The organism is Bradyrhizobium sp. LeoA1Lang (assembly GCF_055413685.1).
In genome coordinates this window covers 38962-64889 of record NZ_JBVAPG010000008.1, presented here as the reverse complement: position 1 = coordinate 64889, position 25928 = coordinate 38962, and the positions used below count along the sequence as shown (strand labels likewise).

Sequence of the window (25928 nt, the reverse complement as noted above, 5' to 3'; positions counted from 1 at the left end):
CTCAGCCTTTGGAACAAATCGAACGACTTCACCCATATGCGGCTCCAGGCAAAATTTGGGCAACCCCCGTCAGATGACGGCTGTCATTTCAAGTAAATTGTGAGGCCTGTCCGAATCCGCATCCCATAGTCCCGATGTGGGAATAAAAAGATCGTGAAAGCACGTGAGAAAAGGGAACCGAAAGTCCGTGACCACCTCACGCCGTATCGCCTGCGGCAATCGAAATAGGATGATCAGGCACGCGCCGCGTGCTCGCAGAGCAACTATCAACATCAGGGAGAGATCCATGACAGATGTGACCGAAGGCGCGAGGGCGCGGGTCGACATGAAACTGGAGATCGTCGTCATTCCCGTTTCGAATGTCGACCGCGCGAAGCAATTCTACGCGAACCTTGGCTGGAGGCTCGATGCCGACTTCGCCGCTGGTGATTGGCGCGTGATCCAGTTCACGCCGCCCGGCTCGCCCTCCTCGGTCATCTTCGGCAAGAATGTCACCGCGGCGGCGCCCGGCTCCGCGCAAGGCCTGTACCTCGTCGTCCCCGACATCGAGGCCGCCCGCAACGATCTGCTCGGTCGCGGCATCAAGGTCAGCGAGGCCTTCCACGGCGGCGGCGACGTGCACACTGGCAGTGACGAACCCTATTTGTTTGGCCGGCTGCGGGTCAGCGGCCGCGATCCCGAGCGTGGCAGCTACCAGTCGTTTGCCTCCTTCAGCGATCCTGACGGCAACGGCTGGCTGCTCCAGGAGATCACCGCGCGTTTGCCGGGACGCGTGGACACGGACGGCACGACATTCAATTCATCGACCGAGCTCGCGAACGCACTCCGGCGCGCGGCGGCCGCGCACGGCGAGCACGAGAAGCGGAACGGCGGCCAGCGCGATGAGAACTGGCCTGACTGGTACGCCGAGTACATCGTCAATGAACAGGCCGGCAAACCGCTGCCGTCATAGCGGCGGCGTTGCCGCGTCGGCCAATCGCCGCTCCATCAACCGGAGCGGCGACTGGACGCGGAGTGGCTGCGCTGCCCCTCAGGCCCGCTGCGGCATCGCCACAGGCAAGTCGTGCTGCACGAAGGGCTCGTCCGCAGCGATATCTTCCCGATAGGTCTCGGGCCCGATCCAGATCGCGATCACCGTACATAGCGACAGGAACACCGCGTAGCAGGCGACCGGCCACCAACTGCCGTAGGCGGCGACCAGCGCCGTTGCGACGAACGGCGCCGGACCGCCCGCGAGCAGCGAGCCGAGTTCGCGCGCAAACGCGAATCCGGCGAAGCGCCGCTGCGGCGGGAACAGCTCGGCGAAGTAAGCAGCTTGCGGTCCGAACATCGCGGCCGTCACCACGGCCCTCGCCAGGATGAAGGCCACCGCGATCCAGATCCATTCCTTGGTCCCGACCATCCAGAAGAACGGAAAAGCCAGCGCCACGCCTGCAAGCGCACCAAACAGATAGACCGGCCGCCGTCCGATGCGATCCGACAACGCCGCGAAGCCGAGGATCGCGAACAGCTCGATGGTGAATGCGAGCATCAGCGCGCTCAGCGCCTCCGATTTCGGTACGCCCAACGTGGTGATGACGTAGCTGAGCCCGAACACCGGGAAGAAATAGCCGAGCCCGTTCTCGGCCATCCGCGCGCCCAGCACGACCATGAAGTTGCGCGGATGCTGGCGTAGCGCCTCCATCGCCGGGTTGCGCTCCACCTTCCCGCGCGCAACGACCGCCTCGGTAAAGACAGGCGTTTCCGTCACGCGCAGGCGGACGAAGATGCCCACCAGGATCAACAGGAAGCTCGCCAGGAACGGCAGGCGCCAGCCCCAGCTCAACATCGCCTCGCGCGGCAGCATGGTCACCAGCGCAAAGGCGCCGGCGGCGAGCAGATTGCCAACGGACACACCGAGCGGCGCGAAGCCGCCCCAGAAGCCGCGATGCCTCGCCGGGGCATTCTCAACGAGATAGATCACCGCACCGCCATATTCGGCGCCGGCGCCGAGGCCCTGCACCACGCGCATTGCGACCAGCAGCAATGGTGCCCAGATCCCGATCTGCGCATAGGTCGGCAACAGGCCGATCGCGGTGGTGCCGATGCCGATCATCAACAGCGTCGCAACCAGCACCGGCTTGCGGCCATAGCGATCGCCCATGATGCCGAACAGGATGCCGCCGAGTGGGCGCACCACGAAGCCGACGCCGAAGGTCAGGAACGCCAGCAGCGTTCCGACGACGGGATCGCTCTTGGGAAAGAACAGTTCGCCGAACACCAGCGCGGCCGCGGTGCCATAGAGGAAGAAGTCATACCATTCGAGCGCGGAGCCGACGCTCGCAGCAAGGATCACACGTAAACGCGATTGGCCGGCGGCGCCGGCCTTGAGCTCGGTCATTGGTTTCCATCCCTGTTGTTTGTTTATTGGTCGTCGCAAGCACGAAGCCCGCGGGTGTTGCTCCCCGCGGGCTTCGTCGGAATTCTTTTAGGCGGCGCGCGTGAAGTAGGTCTTTTTCGACGCGGACTGCGTTTCGTAGATCGAGCCTTGGCGCTTGGGCGGCGGCAACGGCATCCGCACCGGAACGCGGGTCATGCGCGGCGCAACCACCGGGCCGCCGGCGAGCAGGCGGCTGTCGAACTCGGCAAGATCCTTCACGCCCGCCAGCGGCCAGGCATCGCTTGCCGCGACTTCATAGAGCAGAAGGTTGCGCGGGCGGTTCGACGTGTTGGTCGCCGAGCCGTGCAGCGCGCGCACGTGATGGAACGACATGCTGCCCGCCTTGCCGATGCAGGGCACCGCACGCTTGATCTCGTCCTGAATCAGGTCGGGATCGATCAGGCCGGCGAAGCAGCCATCCTCGCCGTGATGATTCCACATGGTGTCGCCGACATGCGATCCCGGTGTCACCAGTATGGGACCATTCTCCAGGTCGCAATCGTCGAGCAGCACGCCGATCGCAAGGATGTCGTCATTGGTGTGGGGATAGAACGCCCAGTCCTGGTGCCACTCGACTGGCGAGCCGTACTGCGCGGACTTCATGTTGAGCTTGGAGCCATGCAGGCGCAGGCCGGGTCCGATCAGCTTGGTAAGGATGGAGATGACAGGCTCGCTGCGCACGATCTGATCGAAGATCGGGTGCACCTTGTGCGGCGCCTTGATGCGGCGGACCCTCGGGTTCTCCTGGGTGTGGCCGGGTTCGAGGTCATAGACGTCGGTATGCTCGGTCACAGCAGCCGCGCCGGCGACCAGTTCGGCCAGCACGTCGCGGACCCGCGCCAGAGTATCGTTGTCGAGCACATCAGGGACGACGATCACCCCGTCGCGCCGGTAGGCCTGGACCACTTCGTCTGAAATCATACGGCGGTTCCTCCTTTTGTTATGCTAGCGCTATCATGCTCGAATGTTAGCGCTATCATATGCAATGCTAGCGCTGTCACTATGGATGCGCAATCCGGAATCGTGCAGATTCACCACCACCATGGGTTCCGAATTGACTGAGACCAACACCAGTTCCGACGAGGTCGCCCCGACGCTGTCGGCAGTGGCCAAACGCGCCGGCGTTTCATCGATCACCGTGAGCCGGGTGGTCCGGCTGCCGGACTTGGTTGCGCCGGAGACGCGCGCCAGGGTCGAGAAGGCGATGCGGGAACTCGGCTACGTGCCCAACCTGGTCGCCGGAGCGCTGGCGAGCGCGAAGACCAATTCGGTCGGCGTGCTGGTGCCGACGATCGCGAACTCGATCTTTGCCGACACTGTGCAGGGCCTGTCCGACAAGCTCGAGCCGCTCGGCTATTCGGTGATCCTCGCGCAGTCACGCTACGACGCCGCGCGCGAGGACCGCATGCTCGCGGCGCTGCTGTCGCGGCGGCCGGAAGCGATCATCATGGTCGGCTCGCCCGCGACCGAGGACGGCAAGCGCCTGCTGCGTCACGCGCGCATTCCGATCGTCGAGACCTGGGAGCTGCCGATCGATCCGATCGACGCCGTTGCGGGTTTCGACAATTACCAAGCCGGCGTCGCCGTCGCGCGCCACTTCATCGAGCAAGGCCGTCAGCATCTCGCCTTCATCGGCGGCGACGACCCGCGCGGCACGCGGCGATGGCTCGGCTTCCAAGACCACGCGCTGGCGTGCGGGTTGCAACCGCCGCGGCGGCTGATCCTCGAACGCAACGCGTCCGGCAGCGTCGCCGCGCATGCGAATTTGCCCGGCGTCGATGCCGTGTTCGCGGCCAACGACGCCCATGCCATCGGCTTCATGGCCGGCCTGCGCAAGGCCGGACTGCTCCGCGACGGCCCGGCCGCGGCGCAGCCGGTCGCCGTTGTCGGCCTCGGCGATCTCGAGATGGGACGGCTGATCTCGCCGAGTCTCAGCACCATCAGCGTCCATGGCGATGCGATCGGCCGCACCGCCGCGACACTGACGCTCGAGCGCGGCGGCGAGCGCCGGATCGATCTCGGCTTCGAACTGGTGCTGCGCGACAGCGGCTAGCGCCGCGCCGCCGATGATTAGTTCCTATTATTTCGGAGCGCTCTCGGCCCAGCGCGCCATCAACGTGTTCGACGGCAAGGACTCGTCGACGAGTTTCCTCGCGGTCTCGACGCCCGCCACCGGAAGCTTCGCAGGATCGAGCAATCCGATCTGCACCAGCACCGAAGCCTGATCCCAATAGATATGCTCATTGTAGAGCTTGTCGCCGCGGAAGCGGACGATCGCGACCAGCGGGATCTCCACATATTTACCCGTGGGCGGAATGCCGGGCAGCATCCAGTCGATCTCGATATCGTGGGTGAAGCAGAACAGCATCTCGTCCACGACACGGTCGGCGCCGATGGTGCGCGAGATCGGCACCAGCTTGGTGTCCTGCGGCGTCTTCGGGATGAAGTGGTTCTTGTAGAAGCGGAGCAGGTCGCGATAGCCGACGCCGCCGGTCATGGTCGGGATGTGGTTGACATAGGGCTCGGCGACCATGGTTTTCATGGTCTCCTCAGCCGAGCGCGTCGCGAATTCGAGCTCGGTATGCTTGTCCCACAATGCGGAGAGATCGTACCGAGGACCCAGCACCTTCCGGAACAACGCGATCGAACGCGTATGCGCCATTAGCGATGCAGGCTTGTTGAAGCTCGTCCGCTCCGGCGCGGCGAACGCGTGATCGCAACCGGGATAGAGATAGAATTCGACGTCGGGACGCCCCGCAAACGCAGCCTTGATCTGCTCGCGCGCTTCCGCCGGCGCAAAGCGGTCGAGCTCGGCAAAATGAAACACCATCGGTCCCTTGATGTTGCCGGCCTCGCCAAGATCGGCCTCGATGCCGACGCCGTAATAGCTGACGGCGCAATCGACATCGGTGCGCGCGGCGAGGAGATAGGCGAGCTTGCCGCCCAGACAGAAGCCGAGCGGGCCGACCCCGCCTTTGCATTCGGGACGCGCGCGCAGGACCTTCAGCGCATCGGCCGCATCCTTGATCGACTGGTCGACATCGAAGCGCTGGTAGTAGCCCATCGCCTTGCCGAAATCCGCCTCGCTGTAGCCGAGCTCGACGCCCGGCTCCATGCGCCAGAACAGATCCGGCGCGAGCACGACATAGCCTTCCTCAGCGTAGTAGTCCGCCACCGCGCGCATCGAGGCGTTGACGCCGAAGATTTCCTGCAGGAGCAGGATGCCGGGACCGGAGCCCGAAGCGGGCACGGAGAGATATCCCTTAAAGCCGCCGCCGCCGTCCTTTGCGGCGATGTCGATCCACTGTCCCGCCATCGTATCGATCTCCTCTCGTTTCTTTGTTTAGGCCCGGCGATGGCGCGATCGCGATGAAGACTTTGGAGCGCCCTGCTCGCGCAACGCATCGGCTGACAAACAAACCACTTCGGAAATCTGCATGAGCTGCCTGGACAGAGGACTGGTCTTGCGCCAGACCATACCGATGGTTCGCGAGGGTTGCGGGTCCTTGAAGCGGGCGACCGACACCGATGCCGAGCGCGTCTCCACCCCCACGGCCATTTCCGGGATCAAGGTGACGCCGATGCCGGCGCCGACCATCTGAACGAGGGTGGACAGCGAGCTCGCCTCCAGCACCTCGCGCGGCGGCGATGATTTCATGTTGCAGAACGACAGCGCCTGTTCGCGAAAGCAATGTCCCTCCTCCAGCAGGAGAAGCTTCATTTCGCGCAGCGCTTCGCTGCTCGGCACCGGCGTTCCCTCGTCCTCCCCCGGCCGCACCAGCAGGAAATTTTCCGTGAACAGCGCGACCTCGGTCAACGAGGGTTCGGACACCGGCAGGGCGACAATGGCGGTGTCGAGCCGGCCTTCCGCCAGCTCCTTGATCAGCTTCGGCGTCACGGTCTCGCGGACGTGAATATCGAGTTCGGGATGCATCTGCGTGAGATTGCCGATCACCTTGGGCAGCAGATAGGGAGCAATCGTCGGGATCATGCCGATGCGCAGCCGGCCGACGAGCTGGTCCCGCGACGCCCGCGCAAAGTCGCCGAGTTCATCGACCGAGCGCAGGATTTCGCGGACCCGCTGAGCGAGCTCTTCGCCGAACTTCGTCAGCACGACCTGCCGGGCGCTGCGCTCGAGCAGGACGCCGCCGACCGCTTCTTCCAACTCCTTGATCTGCATCGACAGCGCTGGCTGCGTGATGGCGCATGCCTCCGCTGCGCGTCCGAAATGGCCGTGACGCGCCAGAGCGTCAAAATAACGAAGTTGTCGCAGGGTAAACTGGATCATCAGGAAAGCTTATCGCAACAATCACGAAAGTCAATTTCACCTTATGATATCGGTTGTTTAGAGTTGTTCCAGACCCCCACCAGAAACTGCCGCAGGAGGCGATGATGGATGACACTACGAAGTGCCCGTTTTCGGGTGCGACCCGCATAAATCAAAACAAAGACTGGTGGCCGAATCAGCTCGACCTCTCGGTTCTCCACCAGCACTCGAGCCTGTCCAATCCGATGGGCGAGGCGTTCGACTACGCCAAGGAATTCAAGAGCCTCGACCTGAATGCCGTGATCAAGGACCTTCGAGCCCTGATGACGGATTCGCAGGAGTGGTGGCCGGCCGACTTCGGCCATTACGGGCCGCTGTTCATCCGCATGGCGTGGCACAGCGCGGGCACCTACCGTATCCACGACGGCCGCGGCGGCGCCGGAGCCGGCCAGCAGCGTTTCGCGCCGCTGAATAGCTGGCCTGATAACGTGAACCTCGACAAGGCGCGCCGCCTGTTGTGGCCGATCAAGCAGAAATACGGCAGCAAGATCTCCTGGGCCGATCTGATGATCCTCACCGGTAACGTCGCGCTGGAGTCGATGGGCTTCAAGACCTTCGGTTTCGGCGGCGGACGCGCGGACACCTGGGAGCCTGAAGTCGACATCTACTGGGGTCCCGAAGGCAAGTGGCTGGCGGACGAGCGCTATAGCGGCGACCGCGACCTTCAGAATCCGCTCGCTGCCGTGCAGATGGGCCTGATCTACGTCAACCCGGAGGGGCCGAATGGCAATCCGGACCCGCTAGCGGCGGCTCGCGATATCAGAGAGACGTTCCACCGCATGGCGATGAACGATGAGGAAACGGTTGCGCTGATTGCCGGCGGTCACACCTTCGGCAAGACGCACGGTGCCGGCGATGCGACGCTGGTCGGCCCGGAGCCGGAAGCCGCCGACATCGAGCAGCAGGGCCTCGGCTGGGCGAGCAAGTATGGCTCGGGCAAGGGCGGTGACGCGATCGGCAGCGGCCTGGAAGTGATCTGGACCACGACGCCCACCAAGTGGAGCAGCAATTTCTTCTGGAACCTGTTCGGCTACGAATGGGAGCTGACCAAGAGCCCGGCCGGCGCGCATCAGTGGACGCCGAAAAACGGCGGAGGCGCCAACACGGTGCCGGATGCGCACGATGCGTCGAAGCGTCACGCGCCGTCCATGCTGACCACGGACCTCGCCCTGCGGGTCGATCCGGACTACGAGAAGATCTCGCGGCGGTTCTACGAGAACCCGGATCAGTTCGCGGATGCGTTTGCTCGCGCCTGGTTCAAGCTCACGCACCGCGACATGGGTCCGATCGTGCGTTACCTCGGCCCGCTCGTTCCGAAGGAAGAGCTGATCTGGCAGGATCATGTTCCCGCCGTCAATCATGAGCTGGTCAGCGAGCAGGACATCGCGGCGCTGAAGGCGAAGATCCTGGCATCCGGGCTGTCGGTTTCCGAGCTGATCTCGACGGCTTGGGCGTCGGCTTCGACGTTCCGCGGCTCCGACAAGCGCGGTGGCGCGAACGGCGCGCGCATTCGCCTTGCGCCGCAAAAGGACTGGGAGGTCAACGAGCCGGCTCAGCTTACGAAGGTTCTGCAGAAGCTGGAAGGAATCCAGAAGGAGTTCAACGCTTCGCAGTCCGGCGGCAAGAAAGTCTCGCTTGCCGACCTGATCGTTCTCGGCGGCAGCGCGGCGATCGAGAAGGCTGCCAAGGACGCCGGCCTCGACGTGAAGGTGCCCTTCACGCCCGGTCGCACGGATGCTTCGCAGGAGCAGACCGACGTCGCATCCTTTGCGCCGCTCGAGCCGATCGCCGACGGCTTCCGCAACTATCAGCACGGCGCGCAGCACATCTCGCCCGAGGAACTGCTGGTCGACAAGGCGCAGTTGCTGACGCTGACGGCGCCGGAGATGACGGCTCTCGTCGGCGGCCTGCGTGTCCTCGGCGCCAACACGGGCAAGTCCGGGCACGGCGTCTTGACCAAGCAGCCGGGCAAGCTGACGAACGACTTCTTCGTCAACCTGCTCGACATGAGCACGCAGTGGCAGGCGTCCGACAGCGCCGGACTGGTGTTCGAGGGCCGCGACCGCAAGACCAACGACGTCAAGTGGACCGGCACCCGCGCCGACCTGATCTTCGGTTCGCACTCGCAGCTCCGCGCGCTGGCGGAAGTCTATGCGAGCTCGGACGCGAAGGAGAAGTTCGTAAAGGACTTCGTGGCGGCCTGGACCAAGGTCATGAACCTCGACCGCTTCGACCTCGTGGCCCATTGAGACCCTGAAGGCTGTCGCAAGCCATAGACAAGAAATCAGGGCGGCGTTTCAACCCGAAACGCCGCCCTGAAAGTATCAAGCCTCCCACACGATACCCGCTTCCGTCACACCGCGTTCGGTCTGCTCCCGCCGAGAATCTGCGACGCATTGCCGTGTAGGATTGCGGCCGCGGTAGCCTCGGGAAGCTGTGCGATCGCCGGCAGCGCCTTGGCGCCGACGGGATCACCGATCTCGAACGGGAAGTCAGAGCCGAACACGATCTGCCCGGGACCGACGAGGTCGATCAGGTAGCGCAACGGCGCGGCATGGGCGACCACAGAGTCGTAGAAAATCTGCTTCAGATATGAACTCGGCGGCCGCGAGATGTTCTTGCGGCAATCGGGATTGGCCTCGTAGCGCGGCGCCTCATAGGCGAGATCGAGCCGTCCGGCGAGCATCGGCAGCGTTCCGCCGCCATGCGCCAACACAAGCTTCAATCCTGCATGGCGCTCGAACACACCGGCGAAGATGAGACGCGCTACGCACAACGCCGTCTCCGACGGCCAGCCGACCAGTTGCAGCATCGTGTACTGGCCGAACGCCGGGCGTTCGATGCCGGTGGTCGGATGCATGAACACGATCACGCCGCGCCGGGCGCATTCCGCAAACAATGGCTCGAAGGCCGGATCGTCGAGCGGCCGGCCTGCCGCCGAGGTCGGCAGCGCTACGCCGGTCAGTCCATCCTCGTCGAGCGCGCGGCTGATCTCGGCGACGGCATGCTCCGGCTCGGTCAATGCCGGCACCGCGAGACCGCCATGGCGCCGACCAGCCTCCTTTACGAAATCCGCGGTCTGCCGGTTCAGCCTGCGCGCGAATGCGCGATCGGCTCCCCAGCTCGCATGACTGACGATGCGCGGCGGTGGTGACACAAGTTGCAAGACGATGCCGCGCGCGGCAACACTCTGTGCGGCGCCTTCGATATCGAACAGGAGCGGATCGAGCGGCCCATAGCCGCCGAACCCGAAGCCCTCTTCCCTCGCCTCGATCCCGAATGCCTTCTCGCGCGCGAGCTCCGACAAGAACGCGCGCGTGAGCGCATGGGCGTGTACGTCGATGATCATTCGAACGGCTTGCGCGGATAGCGCACCGGCTTGGCCGCGATCTCCGCCGGATAAACCGGAACGGCAGTGCCGCCCTGAACCTGCGAGATCACCGCCGATGCCTTCTTGTCGACCCCGGTCTGATCGAACTGGACGTGGCCGAAGAAGGTCTCCACATCGAGCTGCAGCATGGCGTCGCGCACCTTCACCGGATCGAGCGAACCGGCCTTTTCGATCGCGAGCTGCAGCGCGAGCGCTCCCGCCGTGCCCGATGCCGTGATGTAGTTCGGCTTGGAGCCGCCGAACTCCTTCTCATATCCGCTGACATAGGCGGCAGCGTCGGCCACCAGCGGCCCCTTGTACTTGACCGCGGGATCCCAGATCTGCACGCCGACGAGGTCTTCCGAAGCCGGTCCAAGCGCGCTCAGGACGTCGGGAATGCCGACGGCGAAAGCAAAGCCGATGATCTTCGGGTTCACCTTCAAGGACTGCAGCGCCTTCACGAGCTGGATCGAATCCTGCACATAGCCGGTCAGGATCAGCACCTCGGGGTTGGCGTCCTTCAGCGCGGTGGCGACGGACGACAGATCCACGGCGCCCTTCGGATACTTGCTGTTGTAGGCGATCTTGAAGCCAAGCGCCTCGGCCTTCTTCTGCGCGGCGCCCGCGAAGACGTTGGGGAATAGATCGTCGGGGCCGGCGATCGCGACCGTCGCCGGCGGCGTCGGCAGCTTCTTGATCATGTCCAGCATCGGATCGAGCGTGGTCGAGGCGAGCGGCGCGGGGCAGAAGATGAACTTGTAGCCGCGCTGATAGAGACTGTCGGCGGTGGCCATCGGCGTCATGGTGATGACCTTGTATTTCTCGCTGATCGCCGCCGTGGCGGTGGCGATCCCGGACGAATACGGCCCGAGGATGAAGTTGACATTGTCTTCCGTGATCAACTTCTCGGTCAGGCGCGCCGAACTCTGCGGCTTGCTTTCGTCGTCGTAATAGATGACCTGGACCTTGACCTTCTTGCCGGCGACGTTGATGCCGCCCGCCTCGTTGACGAGCTTTTCCCAATAGGCATAGCCGTTCTTGAGAAGATTGCCTTCGCGCGAGAAGTTGCCGGTCAGGCTCACGGCCGCGCCGATCTTGACGACCTCCTGCGCCTGCGCGCCGCCGATCAGCAACAAACCGCTGGCAAGCGCGCCAGCCAGAAACGCAGATCTACTCATCCTCATCGCCTTCCCCCTTCAGTTCGCAGTTAGGTCGAACGGCCGGCGGTGCCGGGCGTGAACTGGCCATAGCCGGGCGAGCCGACGACCTTGCCGTCGCGCATCACCACGGTGCCGCGAACGATGCCGTAGGTCGCCGCGCCCTTGGTGCGCATGCCGACCCAGCTCGTATGCGCCGACTTCGACAGCATGTCCTCATGCCGGAATTCGCCTTCGCGGTTCATGTCGATAATGCTGAAGTCGGCGTCCGAGCCGACCTGGATCACGCCTTTCTTCGGATAGATTCCGAAGGTGCGCGCCGGCTTTTCGGCCGCCATGCGGGCCACCTGGTTGAGCGTCAGCCTTCCCTCGTTGACCGCGTTGATCATCAGCGGCACGAATTCCTGCGCCCCGGTCATGCCGAGCGGAACCGAGAACATGTCCTTCCAGCCCGGCTCGACGTCGTCGCGGGTATGCGGCGCGTGTTCCAGTACGATGAAATCGGCAATGCCGTTTTCGATCGCTTTCCAACCGTGCTCCGGCGCGTAGCCCCAGTTGTAGGTATAGGGCCCGACCTTCTCCATCTGCTCGCGGGTCATGAACAGCGTGCCGAGTTCGAGCTCCGCGGTAACGTCCTGGCCTAGCTCGAACTTGGCATGGCGAATCATCTCGTTGGCGCCGGGCGGCATCACGCCGAGATGCAGAACATGGAGCCTCACGCCGGCGATCCGCGCGTAATAGAGCGATGCGGCGAGACCGGCGACCATGCCATGGCCGTACATGTAGCCCTTGGCGAAGCTTTCCTGATAGGCCATCGCGTCGGTGTGGCCCTTGTCGATGTAGTCGCGGAAGGTCAGCCGCTTGCACCACTCCGGATCGTCGTGATGCACGGAGGCGACCAGGCCGACATCGCGGGTCGCCTCGTAGAGCTCGTAGAGGATGCCGTGGTCGAGCACGCCGAGCTCGGAGATATAGGGATAGACTTCCTTGATGTGACGGGTGTTGAAGATCTTGATGCCGATCGCGCCGGCCTTCGCCAGGGCCTCGACCGTGCGCGGATAGAGCCCACCGCCATAGAGCGCATAGTCGACATGCGCCTTCGGCGCGACCATTGCCTTCTTCTCCTCGAAATGCTCGAGGCTGGTCGGATGCGGCGTGTTGTTGGTCATGTCGATGCAGAACGTCACGCCACCGGCCGCCGCGGCCGCCGATCCGGTCTGGAAGTCTTCCTTGTAGGTGTGTCCCGGCTCGCGGAAATGGCAGTGCACGTGCCAGATGCCGGGCAGCACCTCCTGCCCGCGCGCGTCGATGCGTTTGGCGGCATCGGGGAACGGGCCGCCAATCGCGGCGATCTTGCCGTCCTTCACCGCGACGTCGGCGCGGTAGGACGACGTCGGCGACCAGATGGTGCCGTTTTCGATAACGAGATCGTAGGCTACGCTCACTAACTCCTCCAGCTTGATCTATTGCAGCCCGAGATAGGCCGCTCGGATGTCGTCGCGAAGCAGCAGCTCCGACGACGGGCCGTCGATGATGATGCGGCCGGTGTCGAGCACGTAGCCGCGCGCTGCGATCTCCAGCGCGAGGCCGACGTCCTGCTCGACCAGCAGGATGCTGATGCCGCGGTCGCGGTTGATGGTGCGGATCACGCCGGCGATGCGCTCGACGACAACAGGCGCGAGCCCGAGTGACATCTCGTCGATCAGCAGCATCCTTGGCCGCGCCATCAGCGCGCGGCCGATCGCGCACATCTGCTGCTCGCCGCCGGAAAGAAGGCCCGACAGCCGGTTCTGCAGCCGCACCAGCTCCGGGAATAGCTCGAAGACGAAGTCGATATCTTCTGTCTTGTGCGAGGTATCAGGCGCGGCGCGCGAACCCAGCTCCAGGTTCTGTCGCACCGTCAGCCCCTGGAATAGGCGGCGTCCCTCCGGCACCATCGCAAGCCCGAGCCGCGCGCGCTCATAGGGCGGGACAGTGAGGATCGGCTGGCCGTCGAACGTGATCGAGCCCGATCGCGGCGACACCAGCCCGGTCAAGGTTCGCAGCAGCGTCGTCTTTCCGGCGCCGTTGGCGCCGACCAGCGCGACGATCTCTCCCTGCTGCAGCGTAAAGCCGACATCGACCAGGACCCGGCTGTCGCCATAGCTGACCGCGAGCTGTTCAACCGACAGCAGGCTCATGCGGCACTCCCTGCACGTGTCTTTGCGAAGCGGGTGCCGAGATAGGCCTCGATCACGGCAGGCTCGTTGACCACGTCATGCGGCAGGCCCTCGGTCAGCTTGCGGCCGAAATTGAGCACCATGGCGCGGTGGCACAGCGCCAGCACCGCCTTCATGACGTGCTCGATCACGATCACCGTCATGCCTGCGGCATTGATCTCGCGAACGAGGTCGATCATGCGCTCGATCTCGGTGAGGTTGAGCCCCGCCATGACCTCGTCGAGCAGCAGGAGCCGCGGCTGCATGGCGAGCGCGCGGGCGACTTCGAGCCGCTTGCGGTCCGACAGCGTCAGATGCGGCGGCATGAAATGCGCCTTGGCGATCAGGCCGACGCGCTCCAGCGCCTCGTCGGCGGCATCGAGATATTCGTTGCGCTGGCGCAATCGGGCGTGGCCATACATGGCGCCGACGGTCACGTTCTCGCGCACGGTCATGTGGTTGAACGGCTGCACGATCTGGAACGTGCGCGCCACGCCGAGCTGCGATAGCTGGTACGAGGGAACGTTGGTGACGTCCTCCCCGGCGAACGAAATTGAGCCGCCATCGAGCTTGTAGACCGAGGAGATGGCGTTCAGCAGCGTGGTCTTGCCGGCGCCATTGGGGCCGATGACGCCGAAGATCTGTCCGGCTTCCACGCCGAAGCTGACGCCATCGAGCGCGAGCACGCCGCCGAACTTGATGGTGAGGTTGCGGCCTTCAAGCAGCGCCATCGTTCCTCCTCACCGATCGAACGAGCCGTGCAAAGGCGTTGATGATGCCGTTGGGGGCGACGATGCAGACGACGACGATCAGGAGCCCCAGGATCAACTGATGCGCCTTCAGGAATCCGCTCCAGACCAGAGTGGAGACGATCTCCAGCACGAAAGCGCCGATCACCGGCCCCAGGATGCTGCCCATGCCGCCGATGATCAGCATGATGTAGGCCTTCACGCCGACGGCCGGATCGAAGGCGCTGGACGGCTCGATGAAAGTGATCCAGTAGGCCCAGACGCCGCCGGCGAAACCGGTCAGGCCCGCGCTGATCGCCCAGGCATAGACCTTCGCCTTCGTGGTGTTGATGCCCATCACCGCGGCGGCACGCTCGCTGTCGCGGATCGCGCGCAGCGCGAAGCCGAGCGGACGCTTCAACAGGATGGCGACGATCGCGGTCGACGCCACTGCGCCGCCGAGCATCAGGTAATAGAGCGCGATGTAGAGCGGCTTCGGGTCCCAGTCGCTGAGCGGCAGCGCAAGGCCCTGCGCGCCGCCGGTGATGCCGCCGATCTGGATGATGATCTGCACCGCCGCAAGGTTCAGCGCCACCGTCGCGATCGCGAAGTAATGGCCCTTCAGCCGCAGGATCGGCCAGCCAAGGATGAACGCGCAAACCGCCGACATCACGATGGCGAGCGCGATGCCGGCCACGAACGGCAGCCCCGCCACCATCGCGGTGCCGCACGCATAGGCGCCGATCCCGAAGAACACGCCGTTGCCGAAGGCATGATAGCCGGTGATGCCGACGATCACGTTGAGCCCCTGCGTGACGATCACATACATCAGCACCGTGGTCAGCACCCGCAGCCAGTAGGAGCTGATGCCGAGCGGCGCCGCGCACAGCACGAGAAGACCGATCGCGACCGCAGCCCACACCAGGGGGCGCATGGTGGACGCCTTGGCGCCCTGCTCCAGGACTGCGGCCTCGCTCATGCGTGTTCTCCGAAGAAGGCGCGACCGAACAGGCCCTGCGGCCGCGCCACGAGCACACCGAGGAACATCGCGAACGCGACGATTTCCTGGAAACTGGTCCCGAGCCAATAGGCAGCCCAGGCCTGCGCGAGGCCATAGAGGAAGCCTGCCACGATGCAGCCTTCGACGCTGCCGATGCCGCCGAGCACAGTGATCACGAACACAGCGCCGAGGAAGCTGACGCCCATGGTCGGCGATACCGGAAACAGCATGCTCGACAGCGAGCCCGCGGCCCCCGCCAGCGCCGCGCCGGCGCCCGCGGTGAGCGCAAACACCTGCTGCGGATTGATGCCCATCAGATTCGACATCTCGCGGTCCAGCGCAGTCGCGAGGATAGCCTGCCCGAGGCTGGCGCGGCGCAGGAACACGAAGAACCCGACGCCCAGCGCAAGTGAGAGCCCGGCGGCAAGCAACCGCACCACCGGCACCAGCGTGCCGAACACCGCGACCGAGGTGCTGGCGTAGGAGGCGTTCACCGAGCGCACATCGGAAGTGAAGATCAGCACGGTGGCATCGGTCAGGACGAGCTCGATGCCGAACGTCACGACCAGCGAAAGCAAGAGGCTGGTGCGGATGACGTGATTGAGGATCAATCTCTGGATGCCGTAGCCGAGCACGAACATCGACGCCATGGCGAGCGGCATCGAGAGCAAGGGATCGAGGCCGTAGCGCTCGAACAGCACGTAAGTGACGTAGGCGCCGAGCGTGATGAAGGCGGTGTGGGCGAGATTGATCACCCCCATCACGCCCCACACCATGGAAAAGCCGACCGTCGCGAGGCCGTAGAGGCCTCCCAGCAAGATGCCATTCACGGTGGCTTGTGCGAGCATCAAAAAACCTTGTCGACGATGAGTTGCAAACGGTGCATACACAAAATATACATAAAGCGACGGAGGCCGCAATGAGCAAAAACAAGGCATCGCGCTCTAATGTTAAGGCACTGAAGGGTGCCAGCAGCGAGCATGCCTACCGCGCCCTGATGCAGGAGATCGTCTCTTTCACCTTGGTGCCGGGCGAGGATCTGGACGAAGCGACGCTGGTCGCCCGCTTCGGCGTTTCGCGCACGCCGGTGCGCGAAGCCCTTGTGCGGCTTGCCGCCGAAGGCCTGGTGCAGCTCGTCCCCAATCGCGGTGCACGCGTCGCGCCGATGGGCTGGAACGACATCCGCGAACATCTCGAAGCGTTCGACGTGTCACAGCGCCTCGTCACGCGATGGGCGGCAATCCGCCGCACCGACGAGCAGGTCGCGAAGATGGATATCGAGCGCAAGGCGTTCGAGACCGCGTTCAGGCAGGACGACTCGGTGGCGATGCTGGACGCCAACTTCCGCTTTCACGCCGTGATCGGAGCCGCCTGCCGCAATTCCCTGCTGCAACGCTTCTATATCCAGCAGCTTACGGCCGACCTGCGCATTGCGCGGCTCGCCATGACCAGCGAGTGCTTTCCGACCGAGCGCTCGTATCGCAGCCATGTGGGCCAGATCGTCCGCGAGCATCGGGAACTGGTGGAAGCGATCCGCGAGCGCGACGGCGATCGCGCCGAAGAGCTGGCGCGATCCCATGCCGACCTCGCCCGCAAGCGGGTGTCGGAGAGCCTGACGCAGACGATGACGCCGGCGATGGAGATCCGGCTTGGCGAACAGGTGGCCGATGTGTGAAGTATGCGCCATCTTCGGCGCCGGCGAGCATTGGAGCGACTTCGGCCGCCTGCGCGACGAGCGCTTTCCGTTCGATGACATCCAGCACTATCGGGACGAGCGCAAGCGCCGCATCGAGCTCCTGAACATCATCCTGGCGCCGCTTGAAGCGAGCTGCGAGGACTGGGACGGCGAGGCCCTGATGGTATTCGACCGGGTCGGCCGCTCCAGGATCGCGCCGACCCTCAACGATGTCTGGCCGGCGACGGAGGCGCTGTCCGGACGGCGCATCGACCCGCTTGACCCATCGTTCGCCGGCGGTAGCCGACATGCCTGATCGCCTGCCGCTCTTTATCGTCACGGGTTTTCTCGGCAGCGGCAAGACGACGCTGGTCCAGCGCTTTCTGCGGGAGCCGGAAGGCCAGGGCACCGGCGTTGTGGTCAACGAATTCGGCGAGGCCGGTCTCGACCATCGGTTGATGGTGCATGCCGCCGAGAACGTCGAGCTGATCGGTAATGGCTGCATGTGCTGCGCGCGGCGCGCCGATGTCGGCCGCGCGCTCTACGATCTGGTGCGGATGTCGCGGCAGGACGGACAGTCCCGCTTCACGCGCGCGATCATCGAGACCTCCGGACTTGCGGACCCCTCCCCGATCGTCGGCACCATCGCACGCGACCCATGGCTGCGTCAGCATGTCGAACTCGTCAGCGTGATCGCGGTCATCGATGCCGTCGCAGGCTTGCGCAATCTGCGGGACTTTGACGAAGCCCGGCGACAGGTCGCGATCGCCGACGCGCTGGTGGTGACCAAGACCGATCTTCGCGCCGCACATCCTACCCGCGACATCACCGCGGCAGCGACCGCGATCGCGCCCGACCTTGTTCTGCACGATGCGCAGGATCCCGACTTCAGTCTTGCACGGCTGTTCGACCGGACGGCGGGCGAGAGTGCGTCCCGCGGTGGGACGCCATTCACGGCCACCGAGGTCCCGCAGCACGATCAGGACGTCGGCTCATTCACGCTGGCGCTGCCCGAGCGGATCGACTGGCCTGCCTTCACGCTGTGGCTTTCCGCGCTGCTGCATCGGCACGGCGACCGCATCCTGCGCGTCAAAGGCCTGGTCCGAACGTCAGCCGGCGCCAATCCAGTCGTGATCCATGGCGTGCAGCACTCGATGCACCCGCCGGTTCATCTCACCGGCGAGGACGCCGGGCAACCGTCGTTCCTGGTGTTCATCACCCGCGGACTCACGCGCGACCCGATCGCGCAGAGTCTGACGCGCTTCCTGCATCTCGCGGAGGCGCATAGCCGATTTCACGTGTCCGAGCCGGCCTAGCGTGACCCACGCCGTCATCGCGCGGCTCGCTGCGGCGCAGCATGCAAAATGAGACTGCCCGTCAAGCCGCGCGGCGCGGAGACGTCCGCGCTGCATCCGCCATCGGTTAGCCTTCGCCCAACAACCAGACGTCGCGGCCATCGCAAACACGCGGGCCGCATGCAAGACGCTGCAAAATGGGAGGAGGAGAGCGATGTTGAAAGGCAGTGTGGGACTGATCGCGCTAGGCAGCCTGTTGCTTTCAGGCGCCGCAGTCGCGCAGGAGAAGATCAAGGTCGGCGTCACCGCAACCCTCGAAGGCACCTACACCGTGCTTGGCGAGGACGGCATCCGCGGTTTCCAGACCGCGCTCAACACGCTCGGCAAGAAGGTCGGCGACAAGGAGCTGGAATTCGTCATCGCCTCGACGGATGCGACGCCCGATTCCGCGGTGCGCGCGGTGCGCAAGCTGATCGAGCAGGACAAGGTGCAGATCCTGCTCTCGCCGCTCTCCGGCGACGAAGGCATCGCGGTGAAGAATTTTGCCAAGTCACGTCCCGAGCTGACCTTCGTCAACGCCGCCTCCGGTGCGCAGGAGACGACCTATGTCGACCCTGCCCCGAACTTCTTCCGCTACAACATGGACGGCGCGCAGTGGCAGGTCGGTCTCGGCAAATATGCCTATGAAAACAAGGGCTATCGCAAGATCGCGACCGTCGGCGAGGATTACTCCTTCATCTACACCCAGGTGTTCGGCCTGGTGCTTGAATTCTGCGGTGCCGGCGGACAGGTCACGAACCGGCAATGGGTGCCGCTCGGCACCAAGGACTTCGCCTCCGTGATCGCCGCCCTGCCCGACGATGTCGACGCGATCTATCTCGGCCTCGGCGGTGCTGACGCCGTCAACTTCCTCAACCAGTATCAGCAGGCCGGCGGCAAGGCGCATCTGATGGGCGGTTCGATCATGATCGACCAGACCATCCTGTCCTCCAAGGGCAACGCCAAGAACGCGCTGATCGGCACCATCGCCGCGAGCGGCCAGGCCGACACCTGGGAGGATCCCGGCTGGCAGAAATTCGTGAAGGCCTATCAGGACTCCTTCCCGCCGAACAAGCGCTTCCCGAGCCCCTCGCTGCTCGCCACCAACTATTACGGCTCGACCATGGCCCTGATCCTGGCGCTGCGTCAGGTCAATGGCGACCTCAGCAACTACCAGGCGAAGCTCAAGGAAGCGCTGGCCAAGATCGAGCTCGACGCGCCCAACGGCAAGATCAAGCTCGATTCCAACCGCCAGGCGATCGGAACCAATTTCGTGACCGAGGTGGTGGATGACGGCAAGGGCGCCCTGTTCAGCAAGGTCGTGAAGGTGATCCCGAACGTGAACCAGACGCTCGGCTACGATCCGGCGGTGTTCGCCAAGATCGGCCTGCCGAGCCGCACCGTCCCGGAATGCAAGAAGTACTGACCTAATTTTTGCAGGTGCGAACCGACCGTTGGTTGACGGGCGCGGCGTTCTCACGCTTGCGTTCTTTTGCTGGATGTTGAACGCTGGTTAAAAAAGACAAGAACATCCCGCGGGAGGGAGGGCATGAGCAAAGCGCTTGCCGTCTTCCACGGCCGGTTCGGTCGCGCGACGGTCTATCAGTTGAACCGTCCCTTCAACGTGCATGCGCACCGCGAAGGACATCTGATCTTCCATGTCGGCGGCACGCCGGCACAGATCGACGTCTGCGATCAGCGCCGGCTCCTGACCGAGGATTCCGTCGTTGCGGTCAACCCGTGGGAGCCGCACAACTTCCTGCCGACGGACATGGAAAGGGGCGCGATCTTCTTCGTGCTTTATGTCAACGCCGAATGGTTCGCGCCCGACGCGTCCTGCACGCAAGGCCTCCGCTTCGGCCGCACGCATTTCAAGCGCAGCGACATACTCGACAGGCTGATCCGCCACACCGCAGCGCTCGTGTGCGGCGCACCCTCGCTCAAGAGCCTCGATGGCGAATTGCGGCGCCTGATCGATCTCAGTTACGAAGAAAGCTGGCGACAATCCGAAGTCCCGCAGGAAATTCGCACCGCCGCCGCGATCACTGATTTTCGCATCCGCAAATCGGTCAAGCTGTTGTCCGAAAGCCCCGGCGCCGAGATCGAGCTGGATTCGATCGCCCGCGCCTCCGGCCTGTCGCGGCCGCACTTCTACCGCTTGTTCCGCACCCAGACCGGCGTCACGCCGCACCTCTATCGCAACACGCTGATGATGGAGCAGGCGCTGGACGCGCTGGTCGCCACCGAGGCGCCGATCGCCGATATCGGCTACGATCTCGGCTTCTCCTCGCAAAGCGGCTTCACCCGCTTCTTCGCCGCCAATGTCGGCATGGCCCCAACCGACTACCGCCGCGCCGCCAAAGTGCTGCGCCCCTAGCCCCGACTTCACCTCTCCCGCTTGCGGGAGAGGTCGGCGCGTAGCGCCGGGTGAGGGTTCTCTCCACACAGGGAGTCCCAATGCGGAGACAGCCTCACCCCAGCCCTCTCCCGCAAGCGGGAGAGGGAGCGCAGCGTCGCCTGCGGATGCAATTCGACCCCATCGTCAGCGCCGATAAAAGATACTCCCGGTCAAATCCGCCGCCTCGGCCCGCACTAGGATGCAAACAACGCGATCCGCAAAGACGATCGCGAGGCCTTGAGGGAACGCACGTCGATGGCACGGTTCATCGAACGCCATCCGGCATGGGCGCTGATCGCGATCGTCGCGATCGCGCTCCTGCTGTGGCTGGTCTTCGCGGTCTGGCCGCCGGGCCTGGAGCAGGCGATCGGCCGCAAGCGGGTCTTCCTCAACGCCGTCTTCAACGGCATCACGCTCGGCGGGCTTTATTTCCTGGTGGCGAGCGGCTTCACGCTGATCTTCGGCTTGATGCGCAACGTCAATTTGGCGCACGGCTCGCTTTATCTGTTCGGCGGCTATGTCGGATACGCCATCAGCGCCTGGACCGGCTCCTGGATCCTGAGCTTCGTCGTCGCCTTCCTCGCGGTCGCGCTCGTCGGCGTGCTCCTGCAGATCCTGGTGTTCCGCCGCATGGAGGGCCAACACCTGCGCCAGACCATGGTGACGATCGGGCTTGCGATCGTGTTCGCCGACCTGATGCTGTGGGTGTTCGGCGGCGACTTCTACCAGATCGCGACGCCGAGCTGGCTGATCGGCCCGGTGCAGCTTCCGTTCATCACCGCGGTCAAATCCTCCGGCGAGCCGGTCTATCTGCAATATCCGATGGTGCGGCTCGCGATCTTCGCCGCCTCCGTCATCATCGGCATTGCGATGTGGCTGGCGCTGAACCGCACGCGGATCGGCATGATCGTGCGCGCAGGCGTCGATGATCGCGACATCCTGGCCGCGACCGGCGTGCAGATCCAGGCCGTGTTCGTGCTGGTGTTCGCGCTCGGTGCGGGGTTAGCCGGCATCGCCGGCGTGGTCGGCGGCACGTTCCAATCGATCTCGCCGGGCGAGGATACGCGCTTCCTGCTCGCCTCCCTCGTGGTCGTGATCGTCGGCGGCATGGGATCGATCCCGGGCGCGGCGCTCGGCGCCGTCATCATCGGCCTCGCCGAGCAGCTCGGCTCCGTCTACATCCCGACCTACGCCATCGTCGTGACCTTCCTGATCATGGTGCTGGTGCTGGCGCTGCGGCCACAGGGCCTGCTGGCGAGGCGATGACATGTCGTTGACGCAGCTTCATGCACCAGCGACCGCGGTAGAACGCCCGAAGTTCCGCGCCTGGCCCGAGCTCAACAACCCGGCCGCGTGGCTGGTTGCGCTGATCCTGGTGATCATGCCGGTGATCGCCAACGGCTTCTTCCTGATCGAGATCTTCGGCACCTCGCTGATCCTCGGCATCGTCGCGCTCAGCCTGATGTTCCTCGCCGGCTACGGCGGCATGGTCAGCCTGATGCAGCTCACCATCGCGGGCTTTGCGGGCTACATGGTCGCGGTGTTCGGCGTCAGCGGCAATGCCAATATCAGCCTCGGCTGGCCGTGGTGGCTGGCGACGCCGGTGGCGCTCGTGCTCGCGACGATCTTCGGCACGCTCGGCGGCGCGCTCGCGGTCCGCACCGAGGGCATCTACACCATCATGATCACGCTCGCGATCGGCGCGGCCTTCTACTACTTCACCAACCAGAACTGGGCCATCTTCAACGGCCATACCGGCATCAACACCGTCGCTACGCCGCAGTTCTGGAGCGTCGACTGGCGCTCCGATATTCCCTTCTACTACCTGATACTCGGCGTCGCCGCTCTCTGCTATTTCGCGGTCCAGTACGTCTCGCGCGCTCCGTTCGGGCTGGCGCTGCAGGGCGTGCGCGACAATCCCCGCCGCATGGCGGCGCTCGGCTTCAACGTCAACGCGCACCGTGTCGCCGCCTATGCGTTCGCATCCTTCATTGCCGGGCTCGGCGGCGTGCTTCAGGTCTGGAACTATCGGCAGATCTCGCCCGGCTCGGTCGGCGTCGAGCGCTGCATCGACATCCTGATCATCGCCGTGGTCGGCGGCATCACCCGGCCGGTCGGCCCATTCATCGGCGCGCTCATCTTCGTTATCCTGCGCACCTTCGCGCTCGACGTCCTGATCAAGTTCGGGCTCGACGGCAATCGCTTCCGGCTCCTGATCGGGCTCGGTTTCCTTGCCATCGTGTTCTGGTCGTCGGACGGCGTGATCGGCCTTTGGGAGCGCTGGCGCCGCCGCCAAACACGAACCTCAAGCAGCACCGCGGGAAGCCGACATGGATAGCGTCGCGCATCGCCTCTCCGCAGTCGGCGCCGGCGCTGCGCTGGAACTGCGCGGCGTGACGCGGTTGTTCGGCGCGCTGGCCGCGCTGACCGACGTCACCATGACAGTACGCCCGGGCGAGCGGCGCGCCGTGCTCGGCTCCAACGGCGCCGGCAAGACCACGCTGTTCAACTGCATCACCGGCGATTTCCTGCCCTCCTCCGGCACCATCCGCTTCTTCGGCGAGGACGTCACGCGCTTCCCGCCCTATGAGCGGATCCGGCGCGGCCTCCGCCGCACCTACCAGATATCGGCGCTGTTCCCCGGCCTCACCGTGCAGGACAATGTCTACCTCGCCTGCCGCGGCGTCTCGCGCGGGCGCTTCTCCTTCCTGCGTCCGGGTGCGAACGACGCGCTGATGCACGCGACCGAGACGCTGGTGCAGGCGGTGCACCTGACATTGGTAAAGAACCAGCGCGTCGCCGAGCTCGCTCACGGCCAGCAACGCCAGCTCGAGATCGCTCTCGCGCTCGCCGGTGCGCCGCGCTTCATCCTGTTCGACGAGCCGGCGGCGGGCCTGTCGCCGGCGGAGCGGCTCGAACTGATCGAGATCCTGACCTCGCTTCCAGCGCATATCGGCTACATCATCATCGAGCACGACATGGATGTCGCGCTGCGCGTCGTCGAGAGCGTCACGATGATGCACAACGGCCGCGTCTTCAAGGAGGGCCTGCCACGCGAGATCGAATCCGATCCTGAAGTGCAGGAGCTCTATCTCGGAGGCGGACATGAGTGATATCCGCCGCGCCGCGCCCGCCTTGGAGGTCAGGGGTCTCGATGTCTACTATGGCCATTCGCATGCGCTGCAGGGCGTCGACCTCACGCTCGATTCCGGCGTGTTCTCGGTGGTCGGCCGCAACGGCATGGGCAAGACTACGCTGTGCAAGACCATCATGGGCCTGGTGCGGGCCAGCGGCGGCTCCGTGCGCATTCGCGGCGAGGACGCCACGCACATGAGCCCGGCCCGGATCGCGCGGCTTGGCGTCGGCTACGTGCCGCAAGGCAGGCGCCTGTGGCGTTCGCTCAGCGTCGACGAGCATTTGCAGCTCGCCGGGGGGATGCGCCGCGGCCCGTGGACGGTCGAGCGGATCTACGACACCTTCCCGCGCCTTGCCGAACGCAGGGACCATGGCGGCAGCCAGCTTTCCGGCGGTGAGCAGCAGATGCTCGCGATTGCTCGCGCGCTTCTGACCAATCCGCATCTCTTGATCATGGACGAACCGACCGAGGGCTTGGCGCCGGTGATCGTGGCGCAGGTCGAGGAGATGTTGGTCCGCCTCGGCGAAGACGGCGACATGTCGGTGCTGGTGATCGAGCAGAACATCGGCGTGGCGACGGCGGTTTCCAAGAACGTCGCCATCATGGTCAACGGCCGCATCAACCGCATCATCGATTCCGTGCGGCTCGCCGCCGACCGCGAGTTGCAGCAGCGCCTGCTCGGCGTCGGGCTCCATGGCGATGTTGCAGCCGATATCGACGCTGGCCCCGCAAAGCCGGAGCCGGATGCCGCCCCGCGGCCCGCGCGCGGCAAGGGCCCGGTCCGCATCTACATCTCCAATCCCGTGCCGCCGACGCGCTGGTCGCAGCCGGTACCAATCGCCCGCATCGAGGCGGCCGCGCGAACGCATTCGGCCGGCGTAACACGGCTGGAAGAGAGCACACGGCAGCGGCGCGAACCGGCCGCCGCGCAGACCGCAGGCCCGCCGGTCGTGCTGGTCGTCGGCACGCTCGACACCAAGGGACCGGAACTGCGCTTCATCCGCGACATCATCGCGGCAAGCGGGCTGCGCTCCCGCCTGGTCGACGTTTCCACCAGCGGCAAGCAGACGACCTGCGATGTCTCCGCCCAGGAGATCGCGCTGAACCATGGTCGCGGCGGACCCGGCGTGTTCGGCGCCGATCGCGGCGCCTCGGTCAGCGCGATGGCGGATGCCTTCGCGAAATGGCTGCGCCGTCAGGGCAATGTCGCCGGCATCATCTCGGCTGGCGGCTCCGGCGGCGCCTCGCTGGTCGCGCCTGCCATGCGTACCCTGCCCATCGGCGTGCCCAAGATCATCATCTCTTCCGTCGCCTCGGGTGACGTCGGTCCCTATGTCGGCCCGGCCGACATCATGATGATGTATTCGGTCACCGACGTCCAAGGCCTCAACTCGATCTCGCGCGCGGTGCTCTCCAACGGCGCGAATGCGTTGGTCGGCATGGTGAAAGCACGTCTCGACGAGCGCGGCGCCCGGCAGCGCGAGACCGGCAGCGGCCTTCCCGCCATCGGCATCACCATGTTCGGCGTGACCACGCCTGCCGTCCAGAAGATCGCGGCCGAGTTGAAGGACGATTTCGAGTGCCTGGTGTTCCACGCCACCGGCGTCGGGGGCCGCTCGATGGAAAAGCTCGTCGATTCCGGCCAACTCGCTGCCGTCATTGATCTGACCACCACCGAAATCTGCGATCTCCTGATGGGCGGCGTCTTCCCGGCCACCGACGATCGCTTCGGGGCGATCATCCGCAGCCGCGTGCCCTATGTCGGCTCGGTCGGCGCGCTCGACATGGTCAATTTCGGTGCCCCCGACACCATCCCTGAGCGCTATCGCCAGCGCCAGTTCCAGGTCCACAACCCGCAGGTCACGTTGATGCGGACGACAGTGGAAGAGAACGAACGCATGGGCCGCTGGATCGGCGAACGGCTGAACCAGATGGACGGTCCCGTGCGCTTCTTCCTGCCCGAGGGCGGCGTCTCCGCGCTCGATGCAGCAGGTCAACCGTTCTGGGATCCGGATGCCGATGCGACGCTGTTCCGCGCGCTGGAGCGCACCGTGCGCCAGACCGGCAACCGCCAGCTCATTCGCATCAGGCGCAACATCAACGATCCCGAATTTGCGGCTGCAATCGTAGCCGCGTTCCGTCCTCTGCTCGGACGCGCCGGTGGACGGCGGAGAGTGGCGAGGTGA

Annotated in this window: 23 protein-coding genes; 12 read left to right on the top strand and 11 right to left on the bottom strand. The window is 64.9% G+C overall.

What is annotated here, in order from left to right; genetic code table 11:
• Positions 1-286: 286 nt before the first annotated feature.
• Complete coding sequence (locus tag ACZYOF_RS04955; protein ID WP_463715004.1) at positions 287-952, top strand: VOC family protein; 666 nt, start codon at positions 287-289, stop codon at positions 950-952.
• Positions 953-1030: 78 nt separating this feature from the next.
• Here the strand turns inward: ACZYOF_RS04955 and ACZYOF_RS04950 are convergent, their stop codons facing one another.
• Positions 1031-2380 (bottom strand): MFS transporter, encoded by a 1350-nt coding sequence (locus tag ACZYOF_RS04950; protein WP_463715003.1) that lies wholly within the window; start codon positions 2378-2380, stop codon positions 1031-1033.
• An 87-nt stretch (positions 2381-2467) separates the two neighbouring features.
• Complete coding sequence (locus ACZYOF_RS04945) at positions 2468-3340, bottom strand: phytanoyl-CoA dioxygenase family protein (RefSeq protein WP_463715002.1); 873 nt, start codon at positions 3338-3340, stop codon at positions 2468-2470.
• 121 nt (positions 3341-3461) lie between these two features.
• Here ACZYOF_RS04945 and ACZYOF_RS04940 point away from each other — a divergent pair, with 121 nt between their 5' ends.
• Complete coding sequence (locus ACZYOF_RS04940) at positions 3462-4472, top strand: LacI family DNA-binding transcriptional regulator (RefSeq protein WP_282526788.1); 1011 nt, start codon at positions 3462-3464, stop codon at positions 4470-4472.
• Positions 4473-4499: 27 nt separating this feature from the next.
• On the opposite strand, the gene ACZYOF_RS04935 is transcribed toward ACZYOF_RS04940, so the two are convergent.
• Both ACZYOF_RS04935 and ACZYOF_RS04930 read right to left on the bottom strand, forming a co-directional pair.
• Complete coding sequence (locus tag ACZYOF_RS04935; RefSeq protein ID WP_463715001.1) at positions 4500-5735, bottom strand: dienelactone hydrolase family protein; 1236 nt, start codon at positions 5733-5735, stop codon at positions 4500-4502.
• Between the two features lie 27 nt (positions 5736-5762).
• Complete coding sequence (locus ACZYOF_RS04930) at positions 5763-6707, bottom strand: hydrogen peroxide-inducible genes activator (RefSeq protein WP_130577290.1); 945 nt, start codon at positions 6705-6707, stop codon at positions 5763-5765.
• Positions 6708-6811: 104 nt separating this feature from the next.
• On the opposite strand from ACZYOF_RS04930, the gene katG reads away from it, so the two are divergent.
• Positions 6812-8995, top strand: a complete 2184-nt coding sequence (katG, locus tag ACZYOF_RS04925) for a catalase/peroxidase HPI (protein WP_394565525.1) — start codon at positions 6812-6814, stop codon at positions 8993-8995.
• Between the two features lie 104 nt (positions 8996-9099).
• On the opposite strand, the gene ACZYOF_RS04920 is transcribed toward katG, so the two are convergent.
• The 7 genes from ACZYOF_RS04920 to ACZYOF_RS04890 are packed head-to-tail and all read right to left on the bottom strand — an operon-like array spanning position 9100 to position 16047.
• Complete coding sequence (locus tag ACZYOF_RS04920) at positions 9100-10095, bottom strand: amidohydrolase family protein (protein WP_463715000.1); 996 nt, start codon at positions 10093-10095, stop codon at positions 9100-9102.
• On the bottom strand, positions 10092-11294 hold the full coding sequence (locus tag ACZYOF_RS04915) for an amino acid ABC transporter substrate-binding protein (protein WP_463714999.1): 1203 nt from the start codon (positions 11292-11294) through the stop codon (positions 10092-10094). Before ACZYOF_RS04915 ends, ACZYOF_RS04920 begins: the two co-directional genes overlap by 4 nt.
• A 29-nt stretch (positions 11295-11323) precedes the next feature.
• Entirely contained in the window at positions 11324-12718 is a 1395-nt protein-coding gene (locus ACZYOF_RS04910) for a dihydroorotase (RefSeq protein ID WP_463714998.1), read from the bottom strand.
• An 18-nt stretch (positions 12719-12736) separates the two neighbouring features.
• Positions 12737-13453 (bottom strand): ABC transporter ATP-binding protein, encoded by a 717-nt coding sequence (locus tag ACZYOF_RS04905; protein ID WP_282526781.1) that lies wholly within the window; start codon positions 13451-13453, stop codon positions 12737-12739.
• Positions 13450-14202 (bottom strand): ABC transporter ATP-binding protein, encoded by a 753-nt coding sequence (locus ACZYOF_RS04900; protein WP_463714997.1) that lies wholly within the window; start codon positions 14200-14202, stop codon positions 13450-13452. The genes ACZYOF_RS04905 and ACZYOF_RS04900 overlap by 4 nt, the downstream gene beginning before the upstream one ends.
• The gene (locus ACZYOF_RS04895) at positions 14189-15178 is read right to left on the bottom strand and encodes a branched-chain amino acid ABC transporter permease (RefSeq protein ID WP_245475689.1); all 990 of its coding nucleotides are present in this window, start codon (positions 15176-15178) and stop codon (positions 14189-14191) included. The genes ACZYOF_RS04900 and ACZYOF_RS04895 overlap by 14 nt, the downstream gene beginning before the upstream one ends.
• A complete protein-coding gene (locus ACZYOF_RS04890) occupies positions 15175-16047 on the bottom strand; it encodes a branched-chain amino acid ABC transporter permease (protein ID WP_463714996.1) in 873 nt (290 codons plus the stop codon). The genes ACZYOF_RS04895 and ACZYOF_RS04890 overlap by 4 nt, the downstream gene beginning before the upstream one ends.
• A gap of 71 nt (positions 16048-16118) precedes the next feature.
• Here ACZYOF_RS04890 and ACZYOF_RS04885 point away from each other — a divergent pair, with 71 nt between their 5' ends.
• From ACZYOF_RS04885 to ACZYOF_RS04845, 9 genes are all read left to right on the top strand, one after another.
• On the top strand, positions 16119-16874 hold the full coding sequence (locus tag ACZYOF_RS04885; protein ID WP_130577282.1) for a GntR family transcriptional regulator: 756 nt from the start codon (positions 16119-16121) through the stop codon (positions 16872-16874).
• Positions 16849-17190, top strand: a complete 342-nt coding sequence (locus ACZYOF_RS04880) for a hypothetical protein (protein ID WP_245475688.1) — start codon at positions 16849-16851, stop codon at positions 17188-17190. The genes ACZYOF_RS04885 and ACZYOF_RS04880 overlap by 26 nt, the downstream gene beginning before the upstream one ends.
• The gene (locus tag ACZYOF_RS04875) at positions 17183-18190 is read left to right on the top strand and encodes a CobW family GTP-binding protein (protein ID WP_463714995.1); all 1008 of its coding nucleotides are present in this window, start codon (positions 17183-17185) and stop codon (positions 18188-18190) included. Before ACZYOF_RS04880 ends, ACZYOF_RS04875 begins: the two co-directional genes overlap by 8 nt.
• Positions 18191-18383: 193 nt before the next feature.
• Positions 18384-19634, top strand: a complete 1251-nt coding sequence (locus ACZYOF_RS04870) for an ABC transporter substrate-binding protein (RefSeq protein ID WP_463714994.1) — start codon at positions 18384-18386, stop codon at positions 19632-19634.
• Positions 19635-19757: 123 nt separating this feature from the next.
• Positions 19758-20585, top strand: a complete 828-nt coding sequence (locus ACZYOF_RS04865) for a helix-turn-helix transcriptional regulator (protein ID WP_463714993.1) — start codon at positions 19758-19760, stop codon at positions 20583-20585.
• Between the two features lie 276 nt (positions 20586-20861).
• Positions 20862-21872 carry a branched-chain amino acid ABC transporter permease gene (locus ACZYOF_RS04860; protein ID WP_463714992.1) on the top strand — a complete coding sequence of 337 codons (1011 nt, stop codon included), beginning with the start codon at positions 20862-20864 and terminating at the stop codon, positions 21870-21872.
• 1 nt (position 21873) lies between these two features.
• The gene (locus tag ACZYOF_RS04855) at positions 21874-22944 is read left to right on the top strand and encodes a branched-chain amino acid ABC transporter permease (RefSeq protein ID WP_463714991.1); all 1071 of its coding nucleotides are present in this window, start codon (positions 21874-21876) and stop codon (positions 22942-22944) included.
• Positions 22937-23719 (top strand): ABC transporter ATP-binding protein, encoded by a 783-nt coding sequence (locus ACZYOF_RS04850; RefSeq protein ID WP_463714990.1) that lies wholly within the window; start codon positions 22937-22939, stop codon positions 23717-23719. Before ACZYOF_RS04855 ends, ACZYOF_RS04850 begins: the two co-directional genes overlap by 8 nt.
• Entirely contained in the window at positions 23712-25928 is a 2217-nt protein-coding gene (locus ACZYOF_RS04845; protein ID WP_463714989.1) for a Tm-1-like ATP-binding domain-containing protein, read from the top strand. The genes ACZYOF_RS04850 and ACZYOF_RS04845 overlap by 8 nt, the downstream gene beginning before the upstream one ends.

Excerpts from the sequence above, each read along its gene's own strand:
- ACZYOF_RS04955 (WP_463715004.1), top strand. The coding sequence starts at position 287 with ATGACAGATGTGACCGAAGGCGCGAGGGCGCGGGTCGACATGAAACTG.
- ACZYOF_RS04950 (WP_463715003.1), bottom strand. The coding sequence starts at position 2,380 with ATGACCGAGCTCAAGGCCGGCGCCGCCGGCCAATCGCGTTTACGTGTG.
- ACZYOF_RS04945 (WP_463715002.1), bottom strand. The coding sequence starts at position 3,340 with ATGATTTCAGACGAAGTGGTCCAGGCCTACCGGCGCGACGGGGTGATC.
- ACZYOF_RS04940 (WP_282526788.1), top strand. The coding sequence starts at position 3,462 with ATGGGTTCCGAATTGACTGAGACCAACACCAGTTCCGACGAGGTCGCC.
- ACZYOF_RS04935 (WP_463715001.1), bottom strand. The coding sequence starts at position 5,735 with ATGGCGGGACAGTGGATCGACATCGCCGCAAAGGACGGCGGCGGCGGC.
- ACZYOF_RS04930 (WP_130577290.1), bottom strand. The coding sequence starts at position 6,707 with ATGATCCAGTTTACCCTGCGACAACTTCGTTATTTTGACGCTCTGGCG.
- katG (WP_394565525.1), top strand. The coding sequence starts at position 6,812 with ATGGATGACACTACGAAGTGCCCGTTTTCGGGTGCGACCCGCATAAAT.
- ACZYOF_RS04920 (WP_463715000.1), bottom strand. The coding sequence starts at position 10,095 with ATGATCATCGACGTACACGCCCATGCGCTCACGCGCGCGTTCTTGTCG.
- ACZYOF_RS04915 (WP_463714999.1), bottom strand. The coding sequence starts at position 11,294 with ATGAGTAGATCTGCGTTTCTGGCTGGCGCGCTTGCCAGCGGTTTGTTG.
- ACZYOF_RS04905 (WP_282526781.1), bottom strand. The coding sequence starts at position 13,453 with ATGAGCCTGCTGTCGGTTGAACAGCTCGCGGTCAGCTATGGCGACAGC.
- ACZYOF_RS04900 (WP_463714997.1), bottom strand. The coding sequence starts at position 14,202 with ATGGCGCTGCTTGAAGGCCGCAACCTCACCATCAAGTTCGGCGGCGTG.
- ACZYOF_RS04895 (WP_245475689.1), bottom strand. The coding sequence starts at position 15,178 with ATGAGCGAGGCCGCAGTCCTGGAGCAGGGCGCCAAGGCGTCCACCATG.
- ACZYOF_RS04890 (WP_463714996.1), bottom strand. The coding sequence starts at position 16,047 with ATGCTCGCACAAGCCACCGTGAATGGCATCTTGCTGGGAGGCCTCTAC.
- ACZYOF_RS04885 (WP_130577282.1), top strand. The coding sequence starts at position 16,119 with ATGAGCAAAAACAAGGCATCGCGCTCTAATGTTAAGGCACTGAAGGGT.
- ACZYOF_RS04875 (WP_463714995.1), top strand. The coding sequence starts at position 17,183 with ATGCCTGATCGCCTGCCGCTCTTTATCGTCACGGGTTTTCTCGGCAGC.
- ACZYOF_RS04870 (WP_463714994.1), top strand. The coding sequence starts at position 18,384 with ATGTTGAAAGGCAGTGTGGGACTGATCGCGCTAGGCAGCCTGTTGCTT.
- ACZYOF_RS04865 (WP_463714993.1), top strand. The coding sequence starts at position 19,758 with ATGAGCAAAGCGCTTGCCGTCTTCCACGGCCGGTTCGGTCGCGCGACG.
- ACZYOF_RS04860 (WP_463714992.1), top strand. The coding sequence starts at position 20,862 with ATGGCACGGTTCATCGAACGCCATCCGGCATGGGCGCTGATCGCGATC.
- ACZYOF_RS04855 (WP_463714991.1), top strand. The coding sequence starts at position 21,874 with ATGTCGTTGACGCAGCTTCATGCACCAGCGACCGCGGTAGAACGCCCG.
- ACZYOF_RS04850 (WP_463714990.1), top strand. The coding sequence starts at position 22,937 with ATGGATAGCGTCGCGCATCGCCTCTCCGCAGTCGGCGCCGGCGCTGCG.
- ACZYOF_RS04845 (WP_463714989.1), top strand. The coding sequence starts at position 23,712 with ATGAGTGATATCCGCCGCGCCGCGCCCGCCTTGGAGGTCAGGGGTCTC.